This window comes from Variovorax sp. OV329, from assembly GCF_900114785.1.
Taxonomy (GTDB): Bacteria; Pseudomonadota; Gammaproteobacteria; order Burkholderiales; family Burkholderiaceae_C; genus Variovorax.
The window spans coordinates 17,056-36,338 of record NZ_FOUG01000029.1; the positions used below are offsets into that span (position 1 = coordinate 17,056).

At 61.2% G+C, this 19,283-nt stretch carries 17 protein-coding genes and 2 pseudogenes; 12 read left to right on the forward strand and 7 right to left on the reverse strand.

Annotation, left to right across the window (positions count from 1 at the left end; translation table 11 throughout):
- Positions 1 to 294: 294 nt before the first annotated feature.
- From BM345_RS28235 to BM345_RS28245, 3 genes are all read left to right on the forward strand, one after another.
- On the forward strand, positions 295 to 1,629 hold the full coding sequence (locus BM345_RS28235) for a YopA family protein (protein WP_139237654.1): 1,335 nt from the start codon (positions 295 to 297) through the stop codon (positions 1,627 to 1,629).
- 90 nt (positions 1,630 to 1,719) lie between these two features.
- Positions 1,720 to 2,190 carry a hypothetical protein gene (locus BM345_RS28240; protein WP_093386820.1) on the forward strand — a complete coding sequence of 157 codons (471 nt, stop codon included), beginning with the start codon at positions 1,720 to 1,722 and terminating at the stop codon, positions 2,188 to 2,190.
- 272 nt (positions 2,191 to 2,462) lie between these two features.
- A complete protein-coding gene (locus BM345_RS28245; protein ID WP_093386822.1) occupies positions 2,463 to 3,212 on the forward strand; it encodes a hypothetical protein in 750 nt (249 codons plus the stop codon).
- Positions 3,213 to 3,396: 184 nt separating this feature from the next.
- Here the strand turns inward: BM345_RS28245 and BM345_RS29960 are convergent, their stop codons facing one another.
- Positions 3,397 to 3,681, reverse strand: a complete 285-nt coding sequence (locus BM345_RS29960) for a hypothetical protein (protein WP_139237655.1) — start codon at positions 3,679 to 3,681, stop codon at positions 3,397 to 3,399.
- A gap of 20 nt (positions 3,682 to 3,701) precedes the next feature.
- On the opposite strand from BM345_RS29960, the pseudogene BM345_RS28250 reads away from it, so the two are divergent.
- The 4 genes and pseudogenes from BM345_RS28250 to BM345_RS30345 form a co-directional block, all read left to right on the forward strand.
- A pseudogene (locus BM345_RS28250) lies at positions 3,702 to 4,061 on the forward strand (transposase); the annotation flags it as partial.
- 37 nt (positions 4,062 to 4,098) lie between these two features.
- Positions 4,099 to 4,626, forward strand: a complete 528-nt coding sequence (locus tag BM345_RS28255) for a hypothetical protein (RefSeq protein WP_139237656.1) — start codon at positions 4,099 to 4,101, stop codon at positions 4,624 to 4,626.
- 1,526 nt (positions 4,627 to 6,152) lie between these two features.
- Positions 6,153 to 6,404, forward strand: coding sequence for a DUF1488 family protein (locus BM345_RS28260; protein WP_093386827.1), 252 nt, complete (start codon positions 6,153 to 6,155; stop codon positions 6,402 to 6,404).
- A gap of 310 nt (positions 6,405 to 6,714) precedes the next feature.
- The gene (locus tag BM345_RS30345; RefSeq protein ID WP_175545193.1) at positions 6,715 to 6,966 is read left to right on the forward strand and encodes a hypothetical protein; all 252 of its coding nucleotides are present in this window, start codon (positions 6,715 to 6,717) and stop codon (positions 6,964 to 6,966) included.
- Between the two features lie 276 nt (positions 6,967 to 7,242).
- Here BM345_RS30345 and istB read toward each other — a convergent pair whose 3' ends face one another.
- Positions 7,243 to 8,052, reverse strand: a complete 810-nt coding sequence (gene istB / locus BM345_RS28265) for an IS21-like element helper ATPase IstB (RefSeq protein ID WP_093386829.1) — start codon at positions 8,050 to 8,052, stop codon at positions 7,243 to 7,245.
- Complete coding sequence (istA, locus tag BM345_RS28270; RefSeq protein WP_093386832.1) at positions 8,045 to 9,556, reverse strand: IS21 family transposase; 1,512 nt, start codon at positions 9,554 to 9,556, stop codon at positions 8,045 to 8,047. The genes istB and istA overlap by 8 nt, the downstream gene beginning before the upstream one ends.
- Before the next feature lie 286 nt (positions 9,557 to 9,842).
- Here istA and BM345_RS28275 point away from each other — a divergent pair.
- Positions 9,843 to 10,188, forward strand: a pseudogene (locus tag BM345_RS28275) (RNA recognition motif domain-containing protein).
- 592 nt (positions 10,189 to 10,780) lie between these two features.
- Here the strand turns inward: BM345_RS28275 and BM345_RS28280 are convergent.
- From BM345_RS28280 to BM345_RS28290, 4 genes are all read right to left on the reverse strand, one after another.
- Complete coding sequence (locus BM345_RS28280; RefSeq protein ID WP_093386834.1) at positions 10,781 to 11,056, reverse strand: hypothetical protein; 276 nt, start codon at positions 11,054 to 11,056, stop codon at positions 10,781 to 10,783.
- Positions 11,057 to 11,655: 599 nt separating this feature from the next.
- Positions 11,656 to 11,895, reverse strand: a complete 240-nt coding sequence (locus BM345_RS29975; protein WP_139237658.1) for a hypothetical protein — start codon at positions 11,893 to 11,895, stop codon at positions 11,656 to 11,658.
- A gap of 232 nt (positions 11,896 to 12,127) precedes the next feature.
- The gene (locus tag BM345_RS28285; RefSeq protein ID WP_093386847.1) at positions 12,128 to 12,817 is read right to left on the reverse strand and encodes a Crp/Fnr family transcriptional regulator; all 690 of its coding nucleotides are present in this window, start codon (positions 12,815 to 12,817) and stop codon (positions 12,128 to 12,130) included.
- A 95-nt stretch (positions 12,818 to 12,912) separates the two neighbouring features.
- The gene (locus BM345_RS28290) at positions 12,913 to 13,632 is read right to left on the reverse strand and encodes a Crp/Fnr family transcriptional regulator (protein WP_254790039.1); all 720 of its coding nucleotides are present in this window, start codon (positions 13,630 to 13,632) and stop codon (positions 12,913 to 12,915) included.
- Positions 13,633 to 14,387: 755 nt separating this feature from the next.
- Here BM345_RS28290 and BM345_RS29980 point away from each other — a divergent pair.
- From BM345_RS29980 to BM345_RS28305, 4 genes are all read left to right on the forward strand, one after another.
- On the forward strand, positions 14,388 to 14,768 hold the full coding sequence (locus tag BM345_RS29980) for a hypothetical protein (protein ID WP_139237659.1): 381 nt from the start codon (positions 14,388 to 14,390) through the stop codon (positions 14,766 to 14,768).
- 57 nt (positions 14,769 to 14,825) lie between these two features.
- Complete coding sequence (locus tag BM345_RS28295) at positions 14,826 to 15,884, forward strand: glycosyltransferase family 4 protein (RefSeq protein WP_093386839.1); 1,059 nt, start codon at positions 14,826 to 14,828, stop codon at positions 15,882 to 15,884.
- Positions 15,885 to 16,761: 877 nt separating this feature from the next.
- The gene (locus tag BM345_RS28300; RefSeq protein ID WP_093386842.1) at positions 16,762 to 17,712 is read left to right on the forward strand and encodes a transglutaminase-like domain-containing protein; all 951 of its coding nucleotides are present in this window, start codon (positions 16,762 to 16,764) and stop codon (positions 17,710 to 17,712) included.
- A 66-nt stretch (positions 17,713 to 17,778) separates the two neighbouring features.
- Entirely contained in the window at positions 17,779 to 18,873 is a 1,095-nt protein-coding gene (locus BM345_RS28305; RefSeq protein WP_093386844.1) for a zinc-binding metallopeptidase family protein, read from the forward strand.
- The last annotated feature ends 410 nt before the right edge of the window (positions 18,874 to 19,283 follow it).

A 19,283-nucleotide genomic window follows, 5' to 3' on the forward strand; every position in this document is an offset into this window, starting at 1 on the left:
AGGATTTGCAGGCCCACCACAGATGCACTGGCGGCCGCACTCATAGCCCTTTGGCGTCGGCTGTCGAGCCGGGCTTGGGCAGGCACGTCGCGCGCAACCCACGGTTGGCTGTGACGTATTTCCCAGCCGGCATTCGGCAGAGCGCATTCGGCAACCGATCCCCAGCAAAATGTTCCAAACAACCGAACTGCAAATGGGCCGCCACAAATCTTCCAGCCTCGCAGACGACGTCATCGACGCCTCCAGTGGCATCACGGCAAAGACACGGCGAAAAGACCGCCGCAAGGAGGAGGCATGAATCGACCTGAGCCTTTGCTGCCGGCGTACGACTTCTCTTCCACCTCGGAACCTGTCAGCCTGCTCCGAGGTCCGGTGGAGGTAGCCTTGGGCGACGACAAGTTCGCTGGAACGGCTGACCTGCTGCTGCAATTTCTCCCCAGCCCGCGCGTCGTCTTTCATGCGAGTGTCGAGAGCTCCTCGAAGTCGGCCCTTCTTGCTGTCTTCGAAGAGCCAGTTAATCCTTGGTTTTCGTTCAACGGTCAGCCGGTCGAAGGGTTCTGCGGAAGGCGTAAGGCAAATGCCGATACTCTGGAACTGGATTGGTACCCCCAATCCGAGCCGGTGACGTTGAGCGACATGCAGTCCAAGACTTCAGTTGTAGCAATTCTTCATCTCTTCAACTTCCCTGACTTCCGGGATGGTCGGCATCAGACGACCGCAGCGCCTGCCGGGTGCGCGGTGCTTTTGCTGGAATCCGAAGAGTGGCGAATCTCCCTCCAGTCATTGCCGAACAACGCCACCCACAAGGCATGGGAGCGAATCAAGAGCGAAGGCGGCTGCTCCCTGACGCATGTCGCAAAGTTGGAGCGTAAGGACGGCAAACCCTTCTCCGGGGAAGAGGCTGGCGAACAGCGTTTTCTGCTTACCAACTTTCTTTCGCTGATCAAGGGTGGTCGGTGCTCGACAGTGTGCGAAGCGGGAATCGACGCGGGGGGCGAGAAAACTTGGGCGATGTTTGCTTCTCCATACATCAGTAGCCCACCCTATTCGTGGTTCAACCCGTTCAAGGGGAGTCAGGCTGAGCTCTTGTTTCCGCTGTTCGCAAAGCGGTGGCAGCAGTCAGAGGAATGGAAGGACTGTCTGCGGTCGACAATCTACTGGTATGTGCAGGCCAACACGAGCGGCGGTTCGCCGGGCCTGGACGCTGCCATCATCCTGGCGCAATCCGCCTTGGAGCGATTGGCGCATCATCACCTGGTAGTCGACAAAAAGATGGTCTCGTCAGAGGGGCTCGATCGCCTAAAGGCGTCAGACCGCCTGAGACTACTGTTCTCCAGCTTGAACCTCCCAATTGAGATAGGTACCGCAACGCCGGACATTCAGAAGGCCGCGCTTAACTTTAAGTGGGTGGATGCGCCGCATGCCATGACAGATATACGCAATGAGCTGGTTCATCCGATCAGCAAGAAGCAGATCGCCAATTGCTTTTTTGACGCATGGAGGTTGAGCCTGTGGTATCTGGAGCTGTCTATGCTGGCCCTGTGCGGCTATGACGACACCTACACCAGCCGTTTGACAGCGAAGTACGTAACCGACTCAGAGAAAGTCCCATGGAGCGCAAAGGCATGAGCAACAACGTCCACACAGTGGCCAAGAGCGACCAGGCAACCTCAAGCCACCTTTCTCTCGGCCTCCGAGATCCCGCCCTCTGAACGATCCATGCTTCTGTATCGCGTCGAGCGCACCCCGCACGTTTCCGGGTTCGTCCTGGCCGCCGGGCACTGGGGAGATGGCTTCACCAGGTACACGATAGCGCGGTGCCAAACTGACTTTTGGGCGCCTTGGAGGGTGGCCAGCGAGGCCATCATTGAGCGCGTACGAGCCATTGAGTTTCCGCAGCGGCCCAGCAGGCTGCGATGCAGCTTTTCCTGGCCGGATGAGGCCAGTGCGCGTGTCGCGTTGGCGCAATCGCCAGGATGGTGCATCGAGATACTCGAGCCGATCGACCCGCTCGCGAATCAGTTCGTTGCCGACTTTGCTTTGCTCTCGTCCGGATCCCGCTTTCAACTCCACGCGCCATTTCTTCTGGACAACGAGCGCATCGCGCGCCAGTATTGGACTGGCGGTCAAGCTGTGGCGCCTGAGCTGTTGATCGAGAGCGATCTGCGGGTAGTTGGCGTTCTGCCATAGGCTTAGGCAACGATCCTGGACCAAGTGACCGTCGCTAGACAAACGAGAAAGAGGACCGAGCTGTACCTGGACGGATGAACGCCAGGTCCGCTCGGTGCTCCCGCGCGCGATCCAGCCGCGATCAAGCACAAGCCCGCCGTGAGCAACCGCAGAGTGGCAGATTGGTCATGCGTATCCTCCGGCTTGGAGGACCGCTTTCGCGGCCAACCACTACGATCCATCAACTCAAGGGGCCCAGTTGCCCGGAGCACAGGAATGAAAGAGCTTGCGGCATGAGTCAGCAGCAAAGTTTCGCGGACGAACTAGCCGACATCGTGGAACGCATCAAAGTAATAGAGACGCAGTTTCGGCGCACGCGAGACTCCATCTCGCTGACCACGGAGGACGAGACGACCTTTCGCATGCTGATCACAGACGCGTTGTCGATCTACGAGCTCGCCTTCGGGAAAGGAAGCAAGTTCGGCCGAGATCTCGCTGAATGGGTGAATTCATACAGTGGGGGCATGTCGGGAGGGCCATCCCTTTACGCTGTTCAGGGCTCTCACAAGTTGATCGAGGCAGCTAAGAGGCAAATGCTTCGGCTTCAAGCGATAAGTCCCCCTGCGGCGGCGCCACCGAATCCACCACTTAGACCTCCCTATGTCGACCCGACCCGATTGAATGAGTTGAGAGCCTTGCCAAAAGGTGCATGGGACTTGACTCGCTTTGTGCGCATGCTCGAAGAGCTCAATGATGCGTACGAGCGAGGTAATTTTCAAACGGTGCCTATGCTGGTACGGGCGATCAAAGATCATGTACCCCCGATCTTTGGTGAGGCCAACTTTGCAGGCGTTTTCAATAGCTCTACGAAGTCGATCAAGGGCAATCTCGAACACCTCGAAAACTCGCTGAAGCATATTGCTGATGGACAGCTCCACATGCAGATTCGCCGTTCCGAAGTCTTGCCGACAGAGGGCCAGGTTGACTTTCGACGTGACCTAGACGTTCTTCTTGCTGAGATTGTTCGTCGGCTCAAGCCATGATGGGTCTGACGGGAGGCGGCTACGGGGCCCCGTCCTCAACGTTCGGCACTCGCAACGAGGTAGGGCGTCGGGAGTGCGTGAAGAGAGGCGCACTGCGGTCATCGCTGCTCATCGAGGCGAACGACCGCAAACGCTGCGAAGCACGAGCTAAAGCGCGCGTCCGTTCCTGGTCACTCTCTGCTGCTCAGCTCGCAGTCAATTCGTGGCCGGAGGTTTGGCGCAGAGAAGAGGCGATTGGGGGCTCCACACTTGGCCGCACGTCCTCTAAGACTTCACAGCTGAACTTCTTGGCCAGCGGCCACAGATCCGGGGGCAGCTTTCCCTGAAGAGCGAGGAATACTTTCACTTGGCGAGGAGAGTCATGGTTGTCCCATGCGGCTTGGGCTTTGAGAACGGCGCGATACTTGATCACCTGGTAGATGCCTCGCTCGTAGTCGCCAGCTACTGTGTCGGAGATCTTGGACTTCACCTCCACCGCAACCCAAGCGGAAGGTGTCCACGAAGTCGGAACTCGCCAAGGCCATCGGCTACTCGCTTGGGCGCTGGCAGTCGCTCACGCGTTACCGTGACGATGGCCACATCGAGATCGACAACAACGCTGCTGAGCGTGCCTTGCGTGGTGTGGCCCTTGGAAGATCGAACTACCTCTTCATGGGCTCGGACGCTGGAGGCAAGCGGGCCGCGGCGATCTACAGTCTGGTGGAGTCGGCCAAGCTGAACGGGCTCGATCCGCAGGCGTATCTGCGCGACGTGCTCGACCGAATTGCCGACCATCCGATCAACCGCATCGACGAGCTGCTGCCGTGGAACATGGGCGGGCAACACGTTGAGCAACGACTGGCGGCCTGAACCACGCAAGCAGGCTGCGCGACGAAGGAAGACGAGAGTGAACTCGCAAGGCACCGACCCGCGGATGATGGAAGCCCTCGAGGGCGCGAGCAGCCTGCAGCTCTACCAGCTCAAGGCATTGATTGAGGGCATGCTGGCCGACCCGCGTCGGGGCATTGCCGCACGTGCAAACCTCCATCTTGGCCAGCCTGTGCAGTTCGTCGACTTCCGCGATGGTCAGATGCGCCGCGGCAAGATCATCGCCATGAGGAATACGCAGGCGACGGTGCTGGAGGAAGGCACCAAGCGAACCTGGAAGATCCCGTGCCTGGCGATGCAGGGCTATCACGGCGCAGAACGTCGTGACGAGCAAGCCCCTTATGAGCCACCGCCGGAACCTGCCATCGCGACAACACACGCCCGCGAGTTCCAACGTGGAGACACCGTCACGTTCAACGACCGTGATGGTCGCAACATCACCGGCGTGATCGTGCGCATCAACCAGCGCACGGCTACCCTGGGCACCAGCGATGGCGAGACTTGGCGAGCACCGTTCCACGTCCTGCGCCATGTGCTCGACGTCTGAGCACGGTCGGCCTCCTCACCCAGTCGGCGTCAAGAGGGCCTTGAGGCCGCGCTTACCTATTACCCGCGCCGCACGAGTTCCAACTAGCGCGAGAAAAGTTCTAGCTGGACCGACAACCGACAGCCACCCATGTCGAGTTGCGCAGCTCGTTGAACTCGGACGCCAGCCGAATCAATGGCCTGCAGGCGATCTCATCGAACGACTTTGAACTCGCTGATCATCCGAGATTGAATTCGCAGGTCGGCTTTTCATTCGGGATGGAAGTTTCGGGCCCGCGATCGCCGGCTCGAAGAGACTGTGCCAGACGAACGGCGGCTATGGAGACGACACGAAGGCCCGGGTTGCGCCCGCTGCAGTCCTTCGCGATCCCGTTGGTTCATGGCAGGTCACTAACGTCAAGCGGTCCTAGCCCTGAAGTCGACTCTCGCTGCACTACGGCCTTCGAGAGGTCGGCCGGTTAGGGGGCCCTGTCGGTGCCGTTCTCGGACGTTGATGCATCAGGTACGAACGGACATTAAGATCCAATGTCTGCTGCTGTCCGAAGGTCGGCGCCGCGACCCGCTACGGTCGGCGAATAGCGGCTCTTCAGCGTGGATCCACTATCGCGCCGAGAGCGCATCTCGTAGGGGCCCAAACCCCTACAGGTGAGTTTCCTTCAGCGCTTCGAAGCCTGCATCCATCGCCTGCTCGAAGTCCGAGAATCGCGCTCCAGATTCCAACACGCAGGCTGCGGGTGCGCTACAACTAGGACCTCTCATTAGGCTCCATGAATACTCGGCAGGGCCGTGCTGTGTCACGGTGACCGTCAATGGCGGTCGAGATGGGAAGAGGCTGTGCACGTAGGGACCTGACTAGAAGCCGAGGTAGCGACTGGCCGCCCGACCTAAGGGTGTGATCTCCGTCACCGTCGCTGATCCGGCTTGCCCCAGAGAGAAGGGCGGCCCGAAGGTGACGCGGAGGTAGCCCGCTGCGCGCAAGTCTTGAAGATGGCTAATATCTGCGCGAACGGCGAATCGCATCGGCAGGCTCCCATGACGGACTCGCCTAAGGATGTATTGGCTCATGTTTTGCCTTTGCGTCCAAAGAGTGATTGGAACATCATCTGGCCGTTGCCGTGCTCAACAGACGTAACAACCTGAACCCTGAGTCCACACTGTCCAGTGCTCCGAGAGCTTTCGCCGATTGAATCCAGATTCCGTCTGGACAGGTGTATGAGGCCGCCGCACGAGGTCCTGGCGCCGTTCAGCCGCACTTGCAGACCTTGGCGTTGGCTTGCGCTTTTGGATTGAGTGCTTTCATGGCCTCCTCATTTCCGAGGGTGGGATGTACCTCTTGTTCGCGAGCAACTCACGCGCCTGGCTCGGATTCCTCCCCTCCTTCTGCACAGCCCCGATCAAGGGGGCGTCCGTGCGCTAACGCACGGACGAAATGTGCAGCGCGTTCTACAAATAGACTTTGGAGCGCTCCGAGAGCAATCCCATGAATCACACCACGCACTGCGAGTTCCCGGGTTTGAAGGGCAAGTCATGACGAGCGTGCCCATTTTCCATGAGGCGTCAGGCACGGTTCGATTCTGGGTGCTCGTCGAAGGCAATGAAGTGGGCGCCATGATCGGCAAGGAGACACTGCACTACCTCTATCGACCTACTGCCGTCGACGATGTGCCTTTGGAAACCTTCGCCCTTCATGCAGAGGAGCTTGCTGAAGCCGTGCGGCGGCGTGTGACTGGCGGCGCCTTCGTGCCCGTGATGCTCCGAGAACGCGATATGGCAACTTGAAGTCGACCAGGATGAACACGTCGACTAATGAACGCTCTCGGCTCTACGAACATGTTTCACCACCGGCGCTGTGGACGTCGATGCGCGAAAGCGAGTCGGCGATTGGGCACCGGGGGCCGTGCACGGTGACACCCATTTCTCCGATCGTGAGGCGGTCGCAGGCATCTTGCTCTCCCTCGTTCTTGCAAGGCTGCTCGAGGGCGGGGCGAACAAGACCTCACGCACGGGCCTTCACTTAAGCGTGCCGGTCAGTGTGCGTCCTTCAGTGCGCCGTGGACTCACTGCGCTAGTTGACCACGGCGTGCTCGCAATGTCCGGTGAGGACATCGGCTTCACTTTCAAGGGACGATTGCTTCGTGTTCGCCTTCAAAGTGCACGCACTCATTCGCGCCAGGGCAACGACCCGCGCGACCATATTGCGGCGCAGATCGATTCGATAGTCAACGCCATCGATCGAGATGATCGCTTCGACCCGCAAGGGCCCGTTGAGGAGATGCAATCGCTGGCCGCCCGATTACAGGCAGCGCGCACGCCCCGTCGGCCCATCATTTCGGCAAGGTAGGTTGCCCTTGGCTGCCTCCTCGCGGTAGCAGCCGCTTCCGCCTTCTAGCACTGACTTGGAGGGACAAGAAGATCGTGTCCCTGTCCGCGCCGAAGTAGAACTGAGCCACCGCGCCAATCGAATCGTGAGCCAGGGGTGGAAGCCGACGTAGCGGTGGTCGGCTGTGGATAAGTGTATGCCTTGCCTTGTTCGTTGACCTCCTTTTGGTTCTTGTGTTTCGAGTCATAGGGCGCGCAGGGCGAAGCCCGCAGCGCCTTGTCTCGGATGCTGCGTACGTCAGTCAGCGCTGTCCGTTGGCTCGCTCCTGCTACTGCCCTTGCGGGCCTGTTCCCTGGCCTTGATGCGCTTCTTGGCTGTGGCGCTGCTGTGCAGGAAGCGATGGCTCTCGTTGCCCGTCTCCACGATGTGGCAGTGATGCGTGAGCCGATCGAGCAAGGCGGTGGTCATCTTCGCGTCGCCGAACACCGTGGACCATTCGGCGAAGTCTAGGTTGGTAGTGATCACCACGCTGGTGTGCTCGTACAGCTTGGACAGCAGGTGGAACAGCAGCGCGCCGCCGGCCTGACTGAACGGCAGGTAGCCCAGCTCGTCCAGGATCACCAGGTCCATGCGCACCAGCGCACTGGCGATGCGCCCGGCCTTGCCCTGGGCCTTCTCCTGCTCCAGTGCGTTGACCAGATCGACCGTCGAGAAGAACCGCACGCGCTTGCCATGGCGCGTGATGCCCGAGACACCCAGGGCCGTGGCCAGATGGGTCTTGCCCGTGCCCGGGCCTCCGACCAGCACGGTGTTGTGCGCGGCCTCGGTGAACTCCAATGTCGCGAGCTGGTGGATCAGCTTCTTGTCCACGACCGAGGCGTCGAAGTCGAAGCCCGCGAGATCCCGGTGCACTGGGAAGCGCGCCGACGTCATCTGGTACTGGACTGAGCGCATTGCTCGGTCCGTCGTCTCGGCCTGCAGCAGGTGCTCGACCAGCCAGCGCGCAGCATCCAGGCCTGACGCCGGCCCTTGCTCCTGGAGATCGAACCAGGCCCCGGCCATGCCGTGCAGGCGTAACGCCTTGAGCTCAACCGTCACTTCACGCATGGTCCACCTCCTGGCCACGCAGGCTGTCGTAGCGCGCCGTGTTGGCCAGCGGCGGTGTGGCCACCTGCAGCCCCGTCTCGGCGCTCTGCGGCGCAGCCGGTGCGGTCAGCCGGCTGAGCACATTGACCACGTGCTCCACGCTGACGCGCCCGGACGCAGGGCTGCTTTCCATCGCCAGCTCGACCGCCACGATCACCGCATCCAGGCCAGCCGTGGGCACGATGGCCAGCACCTGGGCCATCACGCGGTCGCCGCCGGCCTGGCGCAGCAGGCCGCGTCGCAACTGCTGCAGCGCCTCGGGCATGTCCGCGAAGGGCGCTCCGTTCCTGAGCGCACCGGGCTTGCGCTGCACCAGCGGGATGTAGTGCTGCCAGTCGTAGCGAGTGCCGCCCGAGTCGCTCAGGCGCTCGTGGCGAGCGACCACTGCGTCATCGGCGACAACGACAACGCTGCTCGGATACAGCCGTGTGCTGACCATCTGTCCGGCCAGCTCGCACGGCACCGAGTAGCGATTGCGCGCCACCGCGACCAGGCAGGTGCTCGACACCCGCGCAGGCTTCTCCACATAGCCATCGAAGGGCTCGGGCATGGGCATCAGGTGGGGCCGCTCGTGCTCGAGCATCTCGGCCACGCTGAACTGGCTGTGCTCGGGATGACGCACCTCGCTCCACAGCGCCCGGCATCGCTCGCTCAGCCACGCGTTGAGCTCAGCAAATGAGCCGAAGCGTCGCCGGGCTGCTTCGATCCAGATGCGCCGCCGGCTGTCCTGCACGTTCTTCTCCACGCGCCCCTTCTCCCAGCCCGAGGCCACGTTGCAGAAGTCGGGGTCGTACAGGTAGTGCGCGCACATCACTGCAAACCGCGCGTTGACGGTGCGGCCCTTGCCCTTGTGGACCTTGTCCACGGCGGTGCGCATGTTGTCGTAAATCCCGCGGCGTGCCACACCGCCCAATGCAGCGAACGAGCGGGTGTGAGCGTCGAACAGCATCTCATGGCCCTGGCTCGGGTAAGCCACCAGCCAGAACGCGCGGCTCGCGCACAGCTTCAAGTGGGCCACCTGCACCCGGTAGTAAATGCCACCGACCACCAAGCCTTCCTCGCTCCAATCGAATTGGAAGGCTTCGCCCAACTCGAAGTTCAGCGGAACGTAGGCCGTGACGTTGACCGCCTGGCCCTCGCCCTGGCGCCAGGCTCGAACGAAATCAGTGACGCCGGAGTACCCGCCGGCATAGCCCGCGGCCTTGATCTCGGCATGCAGCGCACGTGCCGTGCGCCTCTCGTGCTTGGGCCGCCTGGCATCGGCCGTCAGCGCCTGCTTGAGCGCCTCCTCGAACGCACTGAGCTTGTTGGGGCGTGGCTCGCGCCGGTACTTCGGCGCCTCGGTCACCGGCGCGTGCAGCCACTTCGACACCGTGTTGCGAGACAGCCCCGTCTTGCGCGCGATCTCGCGCTCCGACAGCTTGTCCCTCGCGTGCAGCCGTCGGATCTTGCCAATCATGTCCATGGTGATCACTCCTCGAACCCCGCCGCTTAAAAAAACAGCAGGGTAGGTTGAACACCTGGCTCACTTTTACTTCGGCACTACACGCAAAACTGGCTCAACTTCCGGTCGGCGCCAACACGTGTCCCCGAATCTTGCGCATTGAACGACAATGCTTGGCCGAATCGGCCATTTCAGCGGCGGGTTCGTGATCCGGCGATCGGCTGGTTTCGCGCCACAGCGCATTCTTGTTTGTTGTGACTCTGGGACTCCCCGTTTCGTTTTTCTGGTTAGAAACAGGAGTTCCTCTATGGGCAAAAAACTTTACGTAGGCAACCTCGCCTACTCGGTTCGCGACAACGATCTTCAACAGGCTTTCGCAATATGGTTCGGTCGCGAGCGCCAAGGTCATGATGGAGCGAGATGCCGACCGCTCCAAGGGCTTTGGATTCGTCGAGATAGGTACCGACGCCGAAGCGCTGGCTGCCATTGAAGGACTCAACGGCCGTTCGCTCGGCGGTCGAAGCCTGACTGTCAAGGAGGCCCGTCCGATGGAGCCCCGTCCTGCGGGTGGCGGCTACGGAGGCGGTGGTCGCAGCGGCGGCGGCGGCTACGGCGGCGGAAATCGCAGTGGTGGTAGCCGCGGCGGATACTGAGCGGTTTGGCATCAGCCAGGAAGGCTCCTTCGGGAGCCTTTTCTTGTTAAGCGCTACCCGAAGGCACTCGCGCACTCGCCGCGTTCGAGCGAGACTGCAATCACAACGCAGCGAGTCACCGACGACCGACGACCGACGACCGACGACCGACGACCGACGCCCGACACCAGTCGAGGTACCGCCAGATGTTCGGGGTTCACCTAGAGTTGCACTGTGAGTGAGAGCGGTTCGTCGACTCAATGTGTGTGGGGTTCTGCAAGCGGCCATCCTGCGGACGTGTCGTCCTCCTCCGCTAAAAAGGTTAGAGGGCAACGCCACATTGGACAGTTGGTGCGATCACCGGGAGAGGATCTCAGGTGATGAGTTGCATCGTCACGTCGCCGAAACCTTCGCGCAGGCCGATGCGCTCATCCTGGATTGGCTCATCGGCGGCCGCCGGTGCAGGTGCGCCCGGGTCCCCGACTAAACCATGGTGCAAGTTTCGACGCGCTGAGAGAAACTTCAGGTGCAGGGCTTGCCTGCCATGCCGCGGATCGCCACCGAGCCCGGTTGCTGTAAAGCTCGGAGTGCCACAGCAGCACCGCCTCAAGCTTCAAGCAGCGCCTCCGCTTGGCGTCAAGTGCCGCACCGCCAGTTCAAAGCCCTCGTCGAAAGCAGCGTCCAAGCTCTCCGCCCAGTACCCGGTCGGACGATCGCTCATCCGGTCGGTCTGCCCGCCACTTTGATGGAGGTAGACATGAAACGGCCATCCGTCCGTCTGGATGTCGTAGCCCGCAACAACCTCAATGCGGGTGCCCAAATAGGTGCCTTGCATCACGTGACGTGGGCCAGTCTCTGTTTGCACCATGTTCTCGACTCTGCTCGGCATGGCAGCTCCTTCCAAAAGACCCAGTATGTCGTCTTCAGGGCGCTGCAGGTTTTGGGCGACGGGAAATACTCGGGACTTCGCGCCACCGATTCGAGGCCACCAAGCCGCCCAGACTCTCGCGAAGCTGGGCAAATCCGCCGGGTCGAAATCGAGTCGATTGCAGCAAATGGGTCCTTGAGAAGGAGTTGCTACGTTGCGTTGCACACCGCTAGTCCGTCAAAGTACCCACGAAGAACGCACCAATGCTGCAGCCGGCGTGAGAGATGGCCACGCCCTCAAGGACGGTGCGAACCGGCTGCATTGCACAGGCCCCGGATCTTGGCGAAACTGCGCTGCACGCCCTCGAACTGATGCTGCACAGGATCGTGCACCTCGACGAGCGACAAACCCGCTGCGGCCGGCGCAAGTCACTACCACTAGATCGTTACGTACGTCGACTCCCTGCTCCCTGTCCATGGCACTACCCGCGCGAGGTTTCTTGGCCGTTCGCATTCGAGTAAGAGATCAACGAACGTCACTTCATTTCACTTAGTCGTGAGTCGATGGTGCCTGGATCCTCCCGGCGCGATTGCCTGAAGATTTCATTTGCGCTCTTGGGGTCACTTGGACTTTGCAAAGGTATCAACGAACCAGCAAGTGATTCTGTGAAGTCCCCAGATGGAGAGCAAAAGGGCACAGGCTGTGCCTAGGAATCGTCCAAACAAGGCGGCCAACTCGACTGTATTCGATTCTGATGCAATGGAGCCGGCCAGTACAAGGCTGAGCAAACCCACAAAGGTCCACCACACGGCACTTGCGCGCTTGAGCGAAACACCGTCGAGTGTGTCATTGGCGTTCATTCTCACTTGATACCATCTCTCCGCGGGGACCTCACGATCTAATCTTTTGCGAAACCGTACATCGGCCGAAGACGGAGTGTTGAAACAATGCTGTCTGTTGGTACTCGGAGCAGTAGGGCCGAAGGCTAGGTGGATGGGCCTCGCCCGACTACGCTTTATAGAGGTCGCGGGGTTGCTCTGTCTGTCCGCGAGCGCACGTAGCAACGGGCCTCGCTATGTCGCGTTTGGCGAGCTAGAGCAGCCTGGCGTAGCTGAATGTGTCCGCGGCATAGCAGGCGCAAGCCGCTGCTTCGAGACCACGGCGATCAAGCACCTTGACGATGCCGCGGCTGTACTCGATCAGCCCATCGCGTTGCAAGCAACCTGCGGCCAAGGTGATGCCGACGCGGCGCACACCGAGCAGATGCGCCAGCAACTCTTGCGTAGCGTGAAAGCTGTCGGCGTGCGCGCGGTCATGGCTCATCAAGAGCCAGCGCGCTAGACGCGGGCCGATCTGATGGAAGCGCACACACGCGGCCGAGGCGGCCAACTGGGACATGGAGATTTGGATGTAGAGGTCCAGTATGCGCCGCAGCGCCGCGCCGCGTTTGAGTTCACGTCGGAATTCAACGGCAGTCAGGCGCCACGCTCGGCCCTCACCCTGTACCAATGCGTGCAAGGGGGATTTCGCTACGCCGAGGGCCAGGTGCAACCCTAACATCCCCTCGCGTCCCACCATGCAAACTTCGAGGCCGGGGCGTTCATCGACCTGCGTCACCAGAGAGATGAAGCCATCGACAGGAAAGTAGGCATGCCGGGTTGCCGTTCCTTGTTGGTAGAGCACTTCACCCACGGCCAGTTCGATGGCGGAACACGCCGCCATCAGACGTTGGCGGTCATTCCGTGGCAACAGCTTGATGAGGTGATTCTCGACGGAGGGCAAGGTCGTCTCCTGCAGCGCAAGATACACCAGTCTGCATCAAGACCGGCGGCGCGACCGTCTGCTAGCGCACAAAGCCTGCCGCGCAGCGCAACGCCTCAGATCGCAACCCGATTCGGAAGGAGCCGGTCGTACTCGTTCTTCACCACCGCGTAGCACTCGCACGATCGCTGTTCCAGTCCGCGACGGTCCAACACAGATATTCGCCCTCTCGCGTAGCGGATGAGGCCGGCCCTTTGGAGCTTGAGTGCGCTTTCGGTGACACCTTCTCGCCGCACACCCAACATGTTGGCGATCAGCTCCTGCGTCATCACCAGCTCACTACCCTGCAACCTGTCAAGACTCAGAAGCAACCAACGGCACAACTGCTGGTCAAGCGAGTGGTGCCGATTGCACACCGCCGTTTGCGCCATCTGTGTGATCAGCGCTTGGGTGTATCGCAGCAGAAGGTGCAGGACCGGTCCGGCACGGTTGAACTCTTCCCGAATTACCTGAGCCTTCAACCGCCAACCGTTGCCGGCACTCTGCACCACCGCCCGACTGGTGGTGGACTCACCGCCCATGAAAATCGAGATTCCCACGACGCCTTCATTGCCAACAACGGCAATCTCCGCGGACGCGCCGTCCTCCATCACGTAGAGCAAGGAAACGATGGAACTTGTCGGGAAGTAGACGTGGCTCAACGTGCTGCCGGATTCGTACAGCACCTGTCCTAGCGGCATCTCGACTGCCTCTAGCTGCGGTAGCCAGCGCTGCCATTCAGCGTCGGGCAGTGCGCCAAGCAACTGGTTCCTTCTCGGCTCGGGCAAATTGGCCACAGCTTCCTCCAAGGGCTCAATGGATGACCCTGGTGGTCCAGGGGCACGCAAGAGACCACGAGGGCCAGTATAGGTCGCGAACGGTGCAGCCGCTTGACCTCTTTGTCCGCTATCGCACAGTCGATTCATCGGAGCGCAAACTTCCCCCGCAAGTCGTGGCGGCGCCATCGTGGCATCAGACGCTCTGTACGCCGGCGCACAGACCATCGCCGTGCGAATGCCCATGCTATGAATGACAGCGTGTCGGCGATGGTAGAGGGGGCTCGGCAGCCACCTCTTGGGGGTGGTCCCTTGATGCCGACGGCTGTCGCCAGTCTTTAAGGCCATTATGGAAAACATCACGCAATCCTTTGTCAACCTAAATACCGCAAATGCGGAGCTCATCGCGAGATTCGCTGCATCACCGGAGATGACCGAACTGGCAAATGCAACCGCCCAGCAATACCTCGAGCTGGCACAAAAGGCTTGCCGGCCAGACGCGCGCAGAGTAGCCCGCAGGCATTGCATGGGCCACCGGCGCGCGCAGCATCGGAGCGCCAGAATCCGTCGCTGCCTCGCCTGTCGGAAGTCCCCGTGACGGCTTGCAGGGCGGATGCCGCGCGCCTAGCTACCACGCCGTCGTGCGCCACGAGACGTGCGGCGCCTATGGACTGCGGAGCCGCCGGTGCATCTTGTTGGCGCTATGGGACTGAATGATCCGGTTGCCCGTCTGCGCGCGACCGCGGGTGCGCACGTTGCGCTTGTTGGAGATCGTCATGTCGCTTGGTATTTATCTCACGATTGCACTTGCGATCGCCGCGAGCATTCCTGTGATCGAAATGATCGCGAACTGGTGCTCCAGGCGATTCAGACCGACCCCTTCGTGGTCTCGTTCAGCAGCTCCCGAGCGGCTGCATATGGATCAAAAAGAGCGTTCGCAAGTGAAGGAAAGAGTTCGCACAGGCGGGGAGCCGAGTTGGACGAAGCTCGATCTGTCCAGCATGCCTAGAGAAACACAGGCGCAGATGACCGAACTGGCGATCGGCTTTGATGGCCGCCAGTACACCTATTGCAGCTATCGCTATGACCGCCTCTCGGATGCGATCAACTACGTGCAACTCATGCGATCTCGAGGTGCACCTGGTGAGCATTGCTAAAGGTCCCGGGCCTGCGGCCGTATTGGTCCTCGTGTTCGAAAGTGAAGGAGCGACAGCATGAGGATCGCACAGGTAGCCCCGCTGTTCGAAGCGGTTCCGCCGAAACTGTATGGAGGTACGGAGCGGGTGGTAGCCCATCTCACGGACGCTCTAGTCGACCAAGGGCACGATGTCACGCTGTTCGCAGCCGGCGAGACGCAAACCAAGGCGAAGCTCGTCGCGGTACGTGCCAGGCCACTGCGCCTAGACAGTGGGCACCTCAACTCGGACCTGGCCAGCCATCTTTCCATGATGCACGAGGTACGACTGCGCGCCGATGCGTTCGACGTGATTCACTTTCATGTCGACCTGATCCACTTCCCCTTCTTCGAGGACATGCCGCAGCGCACGCTCACGACGTTGCATGGTCGGCTCGACATCGACGACTTGCGCGGTGCCTATGCGCGTTGGCATTCGTATCCACTAGTGTCAATTTCGCGAAGCCAGCGCGCCCCTCTTCCGAATGCCAACTGGTACGCCACCGTTCAACACGGCGTACTCCCCGATCACTATCGGTTCAACCCGCAGTCTCAAGGGGGCTACCTTGCCTTCCTGGGACGCATCTCGCCGGAGAAGCGCCCCGATCGCGCGATCGAGATTGCAAAGGCGGCGGGCCTGCCCCTGAGGATCGCGGCCAAGGTGGATGCGGCGGACCATGCCTACTTCGAAACTTGCATCCGGCCCCTCCTAGATCATCCGCTGATCGAGTTCATCGGCGAGATCGGTGATCGCGAGAAGAGTGCATTCCTGGGTGGGGCGCGGGCGCTGCTGTTTCCCATTGATTGGCCCGAGCCATTTGGCCTCGTGATGATCGAGGCAATGGCGTGCGGCACACCGGTAGTCGCTTGGAACTGCGGGTCGGTCCCGGAGGTGATCCAGCACGGTGTCTCAGGCCTCATCGTGGACGACATCGCGGGGGCTGTGAAGGCGGTGCGCACCATCGCTGAGCTGTCGCGCGCCCGGGTGCGACGAGCGTTCGACGAGCGCTTCACCGCGGATGCGATGGCAACGCGGTACGCGCGCCTGTACTGGCAACTGGCTCGCGACAGCCGTGTGCAAGTAGGCGGCGTGGCATGAGTGCGCCGAGCCCGCAAGACGAACCGCGGCCCCGGCGCGCAGGCGCAGACGTGCCAGTTGCGCGCACGGCCGAGCCCTTCGGATGCCGACCTCGCTTTGCTGACTACTGCTTTGCCGACCCCTATCCCTACGCCGGTATTCCGCGGCCCTCCACCCCATTCGGGCGTGGTTTGATCTGCGACTTCGAGACGTCCCGTTGCACCCAATTGCCGCATACGAATCTACTCGACATGCACGCCAGACATCCGCTGAGAATCTACGCTCCTCTGAGCAAAACTGTCCGCGGGACAAGGAACGCATGAGGGTGCGCAGCGCTCAGGTGATGTGAGGGCCTGCCGAAACTCCAGAACCACGTTGGGCATGTTGGTTTGCATCGACGCGGGTCGGCTCCTTCGCGGGTGCAGCGCCATAGGGTTCGATCGCCGTACTGCGGCGACCGTTTCTGCCTGAGGCGCCAAGAGGGCTTCTCCCGTGCCCGTATGCAGGCGCTCAACGAAAGCGCCTAATACAGCTCTTACGACTTTCCCCTCGTCAGCATCGGTTTCTTCTCCTGCTCAGGCAAAGTTGCTCGGCGCAGCCGAATCTTCCTTCGCTGAGCTTGCCGATGTCGTCAACCGTCGATGAAGGTGCGCGGCGCCGGGTTGGCACGCCGACCTCGTAGTGGCGGCCGGCAACGTGCTGGGGCTTTGTCTCCCCTTGGAGAAAACATGGCTCGAATTGCGAATCCCTCACTCGCTGCTGGCGCCGTAGCGCTGCACGCAGGCCGTAAACAGCCGGCCTTGCCCCGCTCGCTCGTTCGTGCCAGACGCGTCCGGCATATCGGGGACAGCAGAACGCCACACCCCTTAGACGAGCTTCGTTCGGATTCGAGGTCACAATGAATATCAACTCAGGGGCCGTTACCCGTATGGGCTACTCGGTCGAGCTGACCTACAGGGTCAACCGTTCAGGCGCTGACTTCCTGTTCAACGTGCAGGCGGCGTCGACGGGGAGGCAGCGAATCGTGCGCGAATGCCTCGAGATCGGCCCGTCCCAGTCTTACCAAGAATACGTGGACCAAGGGAGTTCAACCCGGCTGCTGCGGTTGCGGGCCGACTCGGGCGCGCTGATCGTGCGCTATGACTGTGAAGTCGACCTGGAGCATGCGTGGGCCGATCCGGGGACGGTGACGCAAACGTGGATCGGCAACTTGCCAGGTGAGGTGCTGCCCTTTCTTTACCCGAGCCGCTACTGCGAATCGGACCGGCTCAGCGAGTTCGCGCATCAGCGGTTCGGAACGCTGCCTCAAGGCTACGTGCGCGCGCAGACGATTTGCGACTGGGTGCGCCACCACGTCGTGTTCACAGTTGGCAGCTCGGGGGGCTGCAGGACCGCCGTTGACACGTTCGCAAGCCGCCAGGGCGTTTGTCGCGATTTCGCGCACCTGATGATCGCCCTGTGCCGAGCCCTGAACATCCCTGCTCGCTTCGTCACGGGTTTTGACTACGGAGCAGACCCCGACCTCGGCCCCACTGATTTTCATGCCTATGTAGAGCTGTATCTTGGAGATCACTGGTACCTCTTTGACCCCTCAGGCACCGCCATCCCGATGGGCTTGGTGCGCCTGGCCTCAGGGCGGGACGCCTCTGACTGCGCCTACGCCACCATCTTTGGTGACGTGACGCCCTTGAGCCGCTGGCTGACCGTCGAACCGCTCGCCGGACGCCATGGCCAGCTGAACATTCCGCGTCGATGCGAACTCGCACTGTCAACCGACGATGGACCTGTCGGATCGGCCTTTAGTCCTGCGCGTGTTGCATCGTCGATGTCGAATGCGGCAGTCGGTTAGCAGCCCTTTACAACTTCGTCGCGGATTCGAGCGCAAGCTCAGTCACTCCCTTGTGCGCCGACTGCCATGAGAATCTTTCCCTGTGCACTATGCGGCCACGCCCTGCATTTCGAGAACGTGCGATGCCTCGTGTGCAACAGCAAGCTCGCCTTCGTGCCGGATCTACTGGCCATCGAGGCCATCCAGCCTGAAACCAACGGACTGTGGTCAGTCATAGACATTAGAGGCGGCGAGCCGTCGGCCAATCGCTACCGCCTGTGCAAGAACGGGACGGTGCATGGAGTATGCAATTTCGCAGTTCCCGCGCAGGACAGAAATCCCTACTGCGTGGCCTGCCGCCTCACCCGCGTACTGCCGGACCTCAATATTGCCGGCAACCGCGAGCGCTGGCACGCCGTTGAGGTGGCCAAGCGTCGACTGTTCTACACGCTGGCCCACCTGGGCTTGATAAGCCCAGCGCCGCCCCCCGCCCATCGAGAGAGGCTTCGCTTCGAGTTTCTCGAAGATCATTCGGAACGACCGGTGCTCACCGGGCACACCAACGGCCTCATCACTATCAACATCGCTGAAGCAGATGATGAAGTGCGCGCCAGACGCCGTACTCACCTTCATGAGCCCTACCGGACTTTGCTTGGTCACTTCCGTCACGAATCAGGGCACTACTACTGGGACTGCCTGATCAGGGATGCGGGCCGGCTGGACTCGTACCGTCAAGTGTTTGGCGACGAGTCTGTGGACTACCGGCAGTCTTTGAAGCGGCACTACGATACGGCAGGCAGAGCCACCGACTGGGAAGCGCGGCACGTCAGCGCCTACGCAAAGTGCCATCCCTGGGAGGACTGGGCCGAAACATGGGCGCACTACCTGCACATGGTGGATCTGCTCGACACCGCAGCTTCTCACGACGCCTTCTTCGCTGCCTCTGCCGACTGCCCAGCTCCCCCGAACAGCCGGGCGTCACCGCCCGGACGACCCCCAGATGGCATGGAGTTTCGTCTTCTCGTCGCCCGCTGGGTCCCCCTAACACTACTGGTCAACAGCCTCAACCGCAGCCTGGGACAGGCTGATGCTTACCCGTTCGCCTTGTCGCGCGGCGCATTGGACAAGCTACAGTACATCCACGAGATCGTGAGCCAGGTCGGGTCAAACAGGCGCGAGTGACGGAAGAACATGCCGTTCCAGGCCATCCTGCCGTGGCCTGGAAAGACAGGCCCGCTAAGGATATTGGCAACTCAAGAACTTGCTGCTCTGCAGGCAGTGCCTGGCGTGCCAGAAGTCATCGTCGTCTGCCTAGACTGCCAGACCATTCACCAACATCCTCTCGATGGGTTTCATCGCTTGGCTGCAAGCCAACCCAATCAGGGGGCATCGTCGGATCACGGGCCCGCTCGCGCTCGGCCCAGTTCGTGAGCGCCTGCTCGATCCCTTGGGTCCATGAATCGCCCCGGTTTTGAACTGACCCCCAGAAGTTGGACGGTAAGCGGCCAGTCTCCCCACCTTGAGATCAGAGGCCAAGCCGGAGACCATGCTGTCCACCTAAGTTAGCTGGACATCTATGGACGTCAATCCGA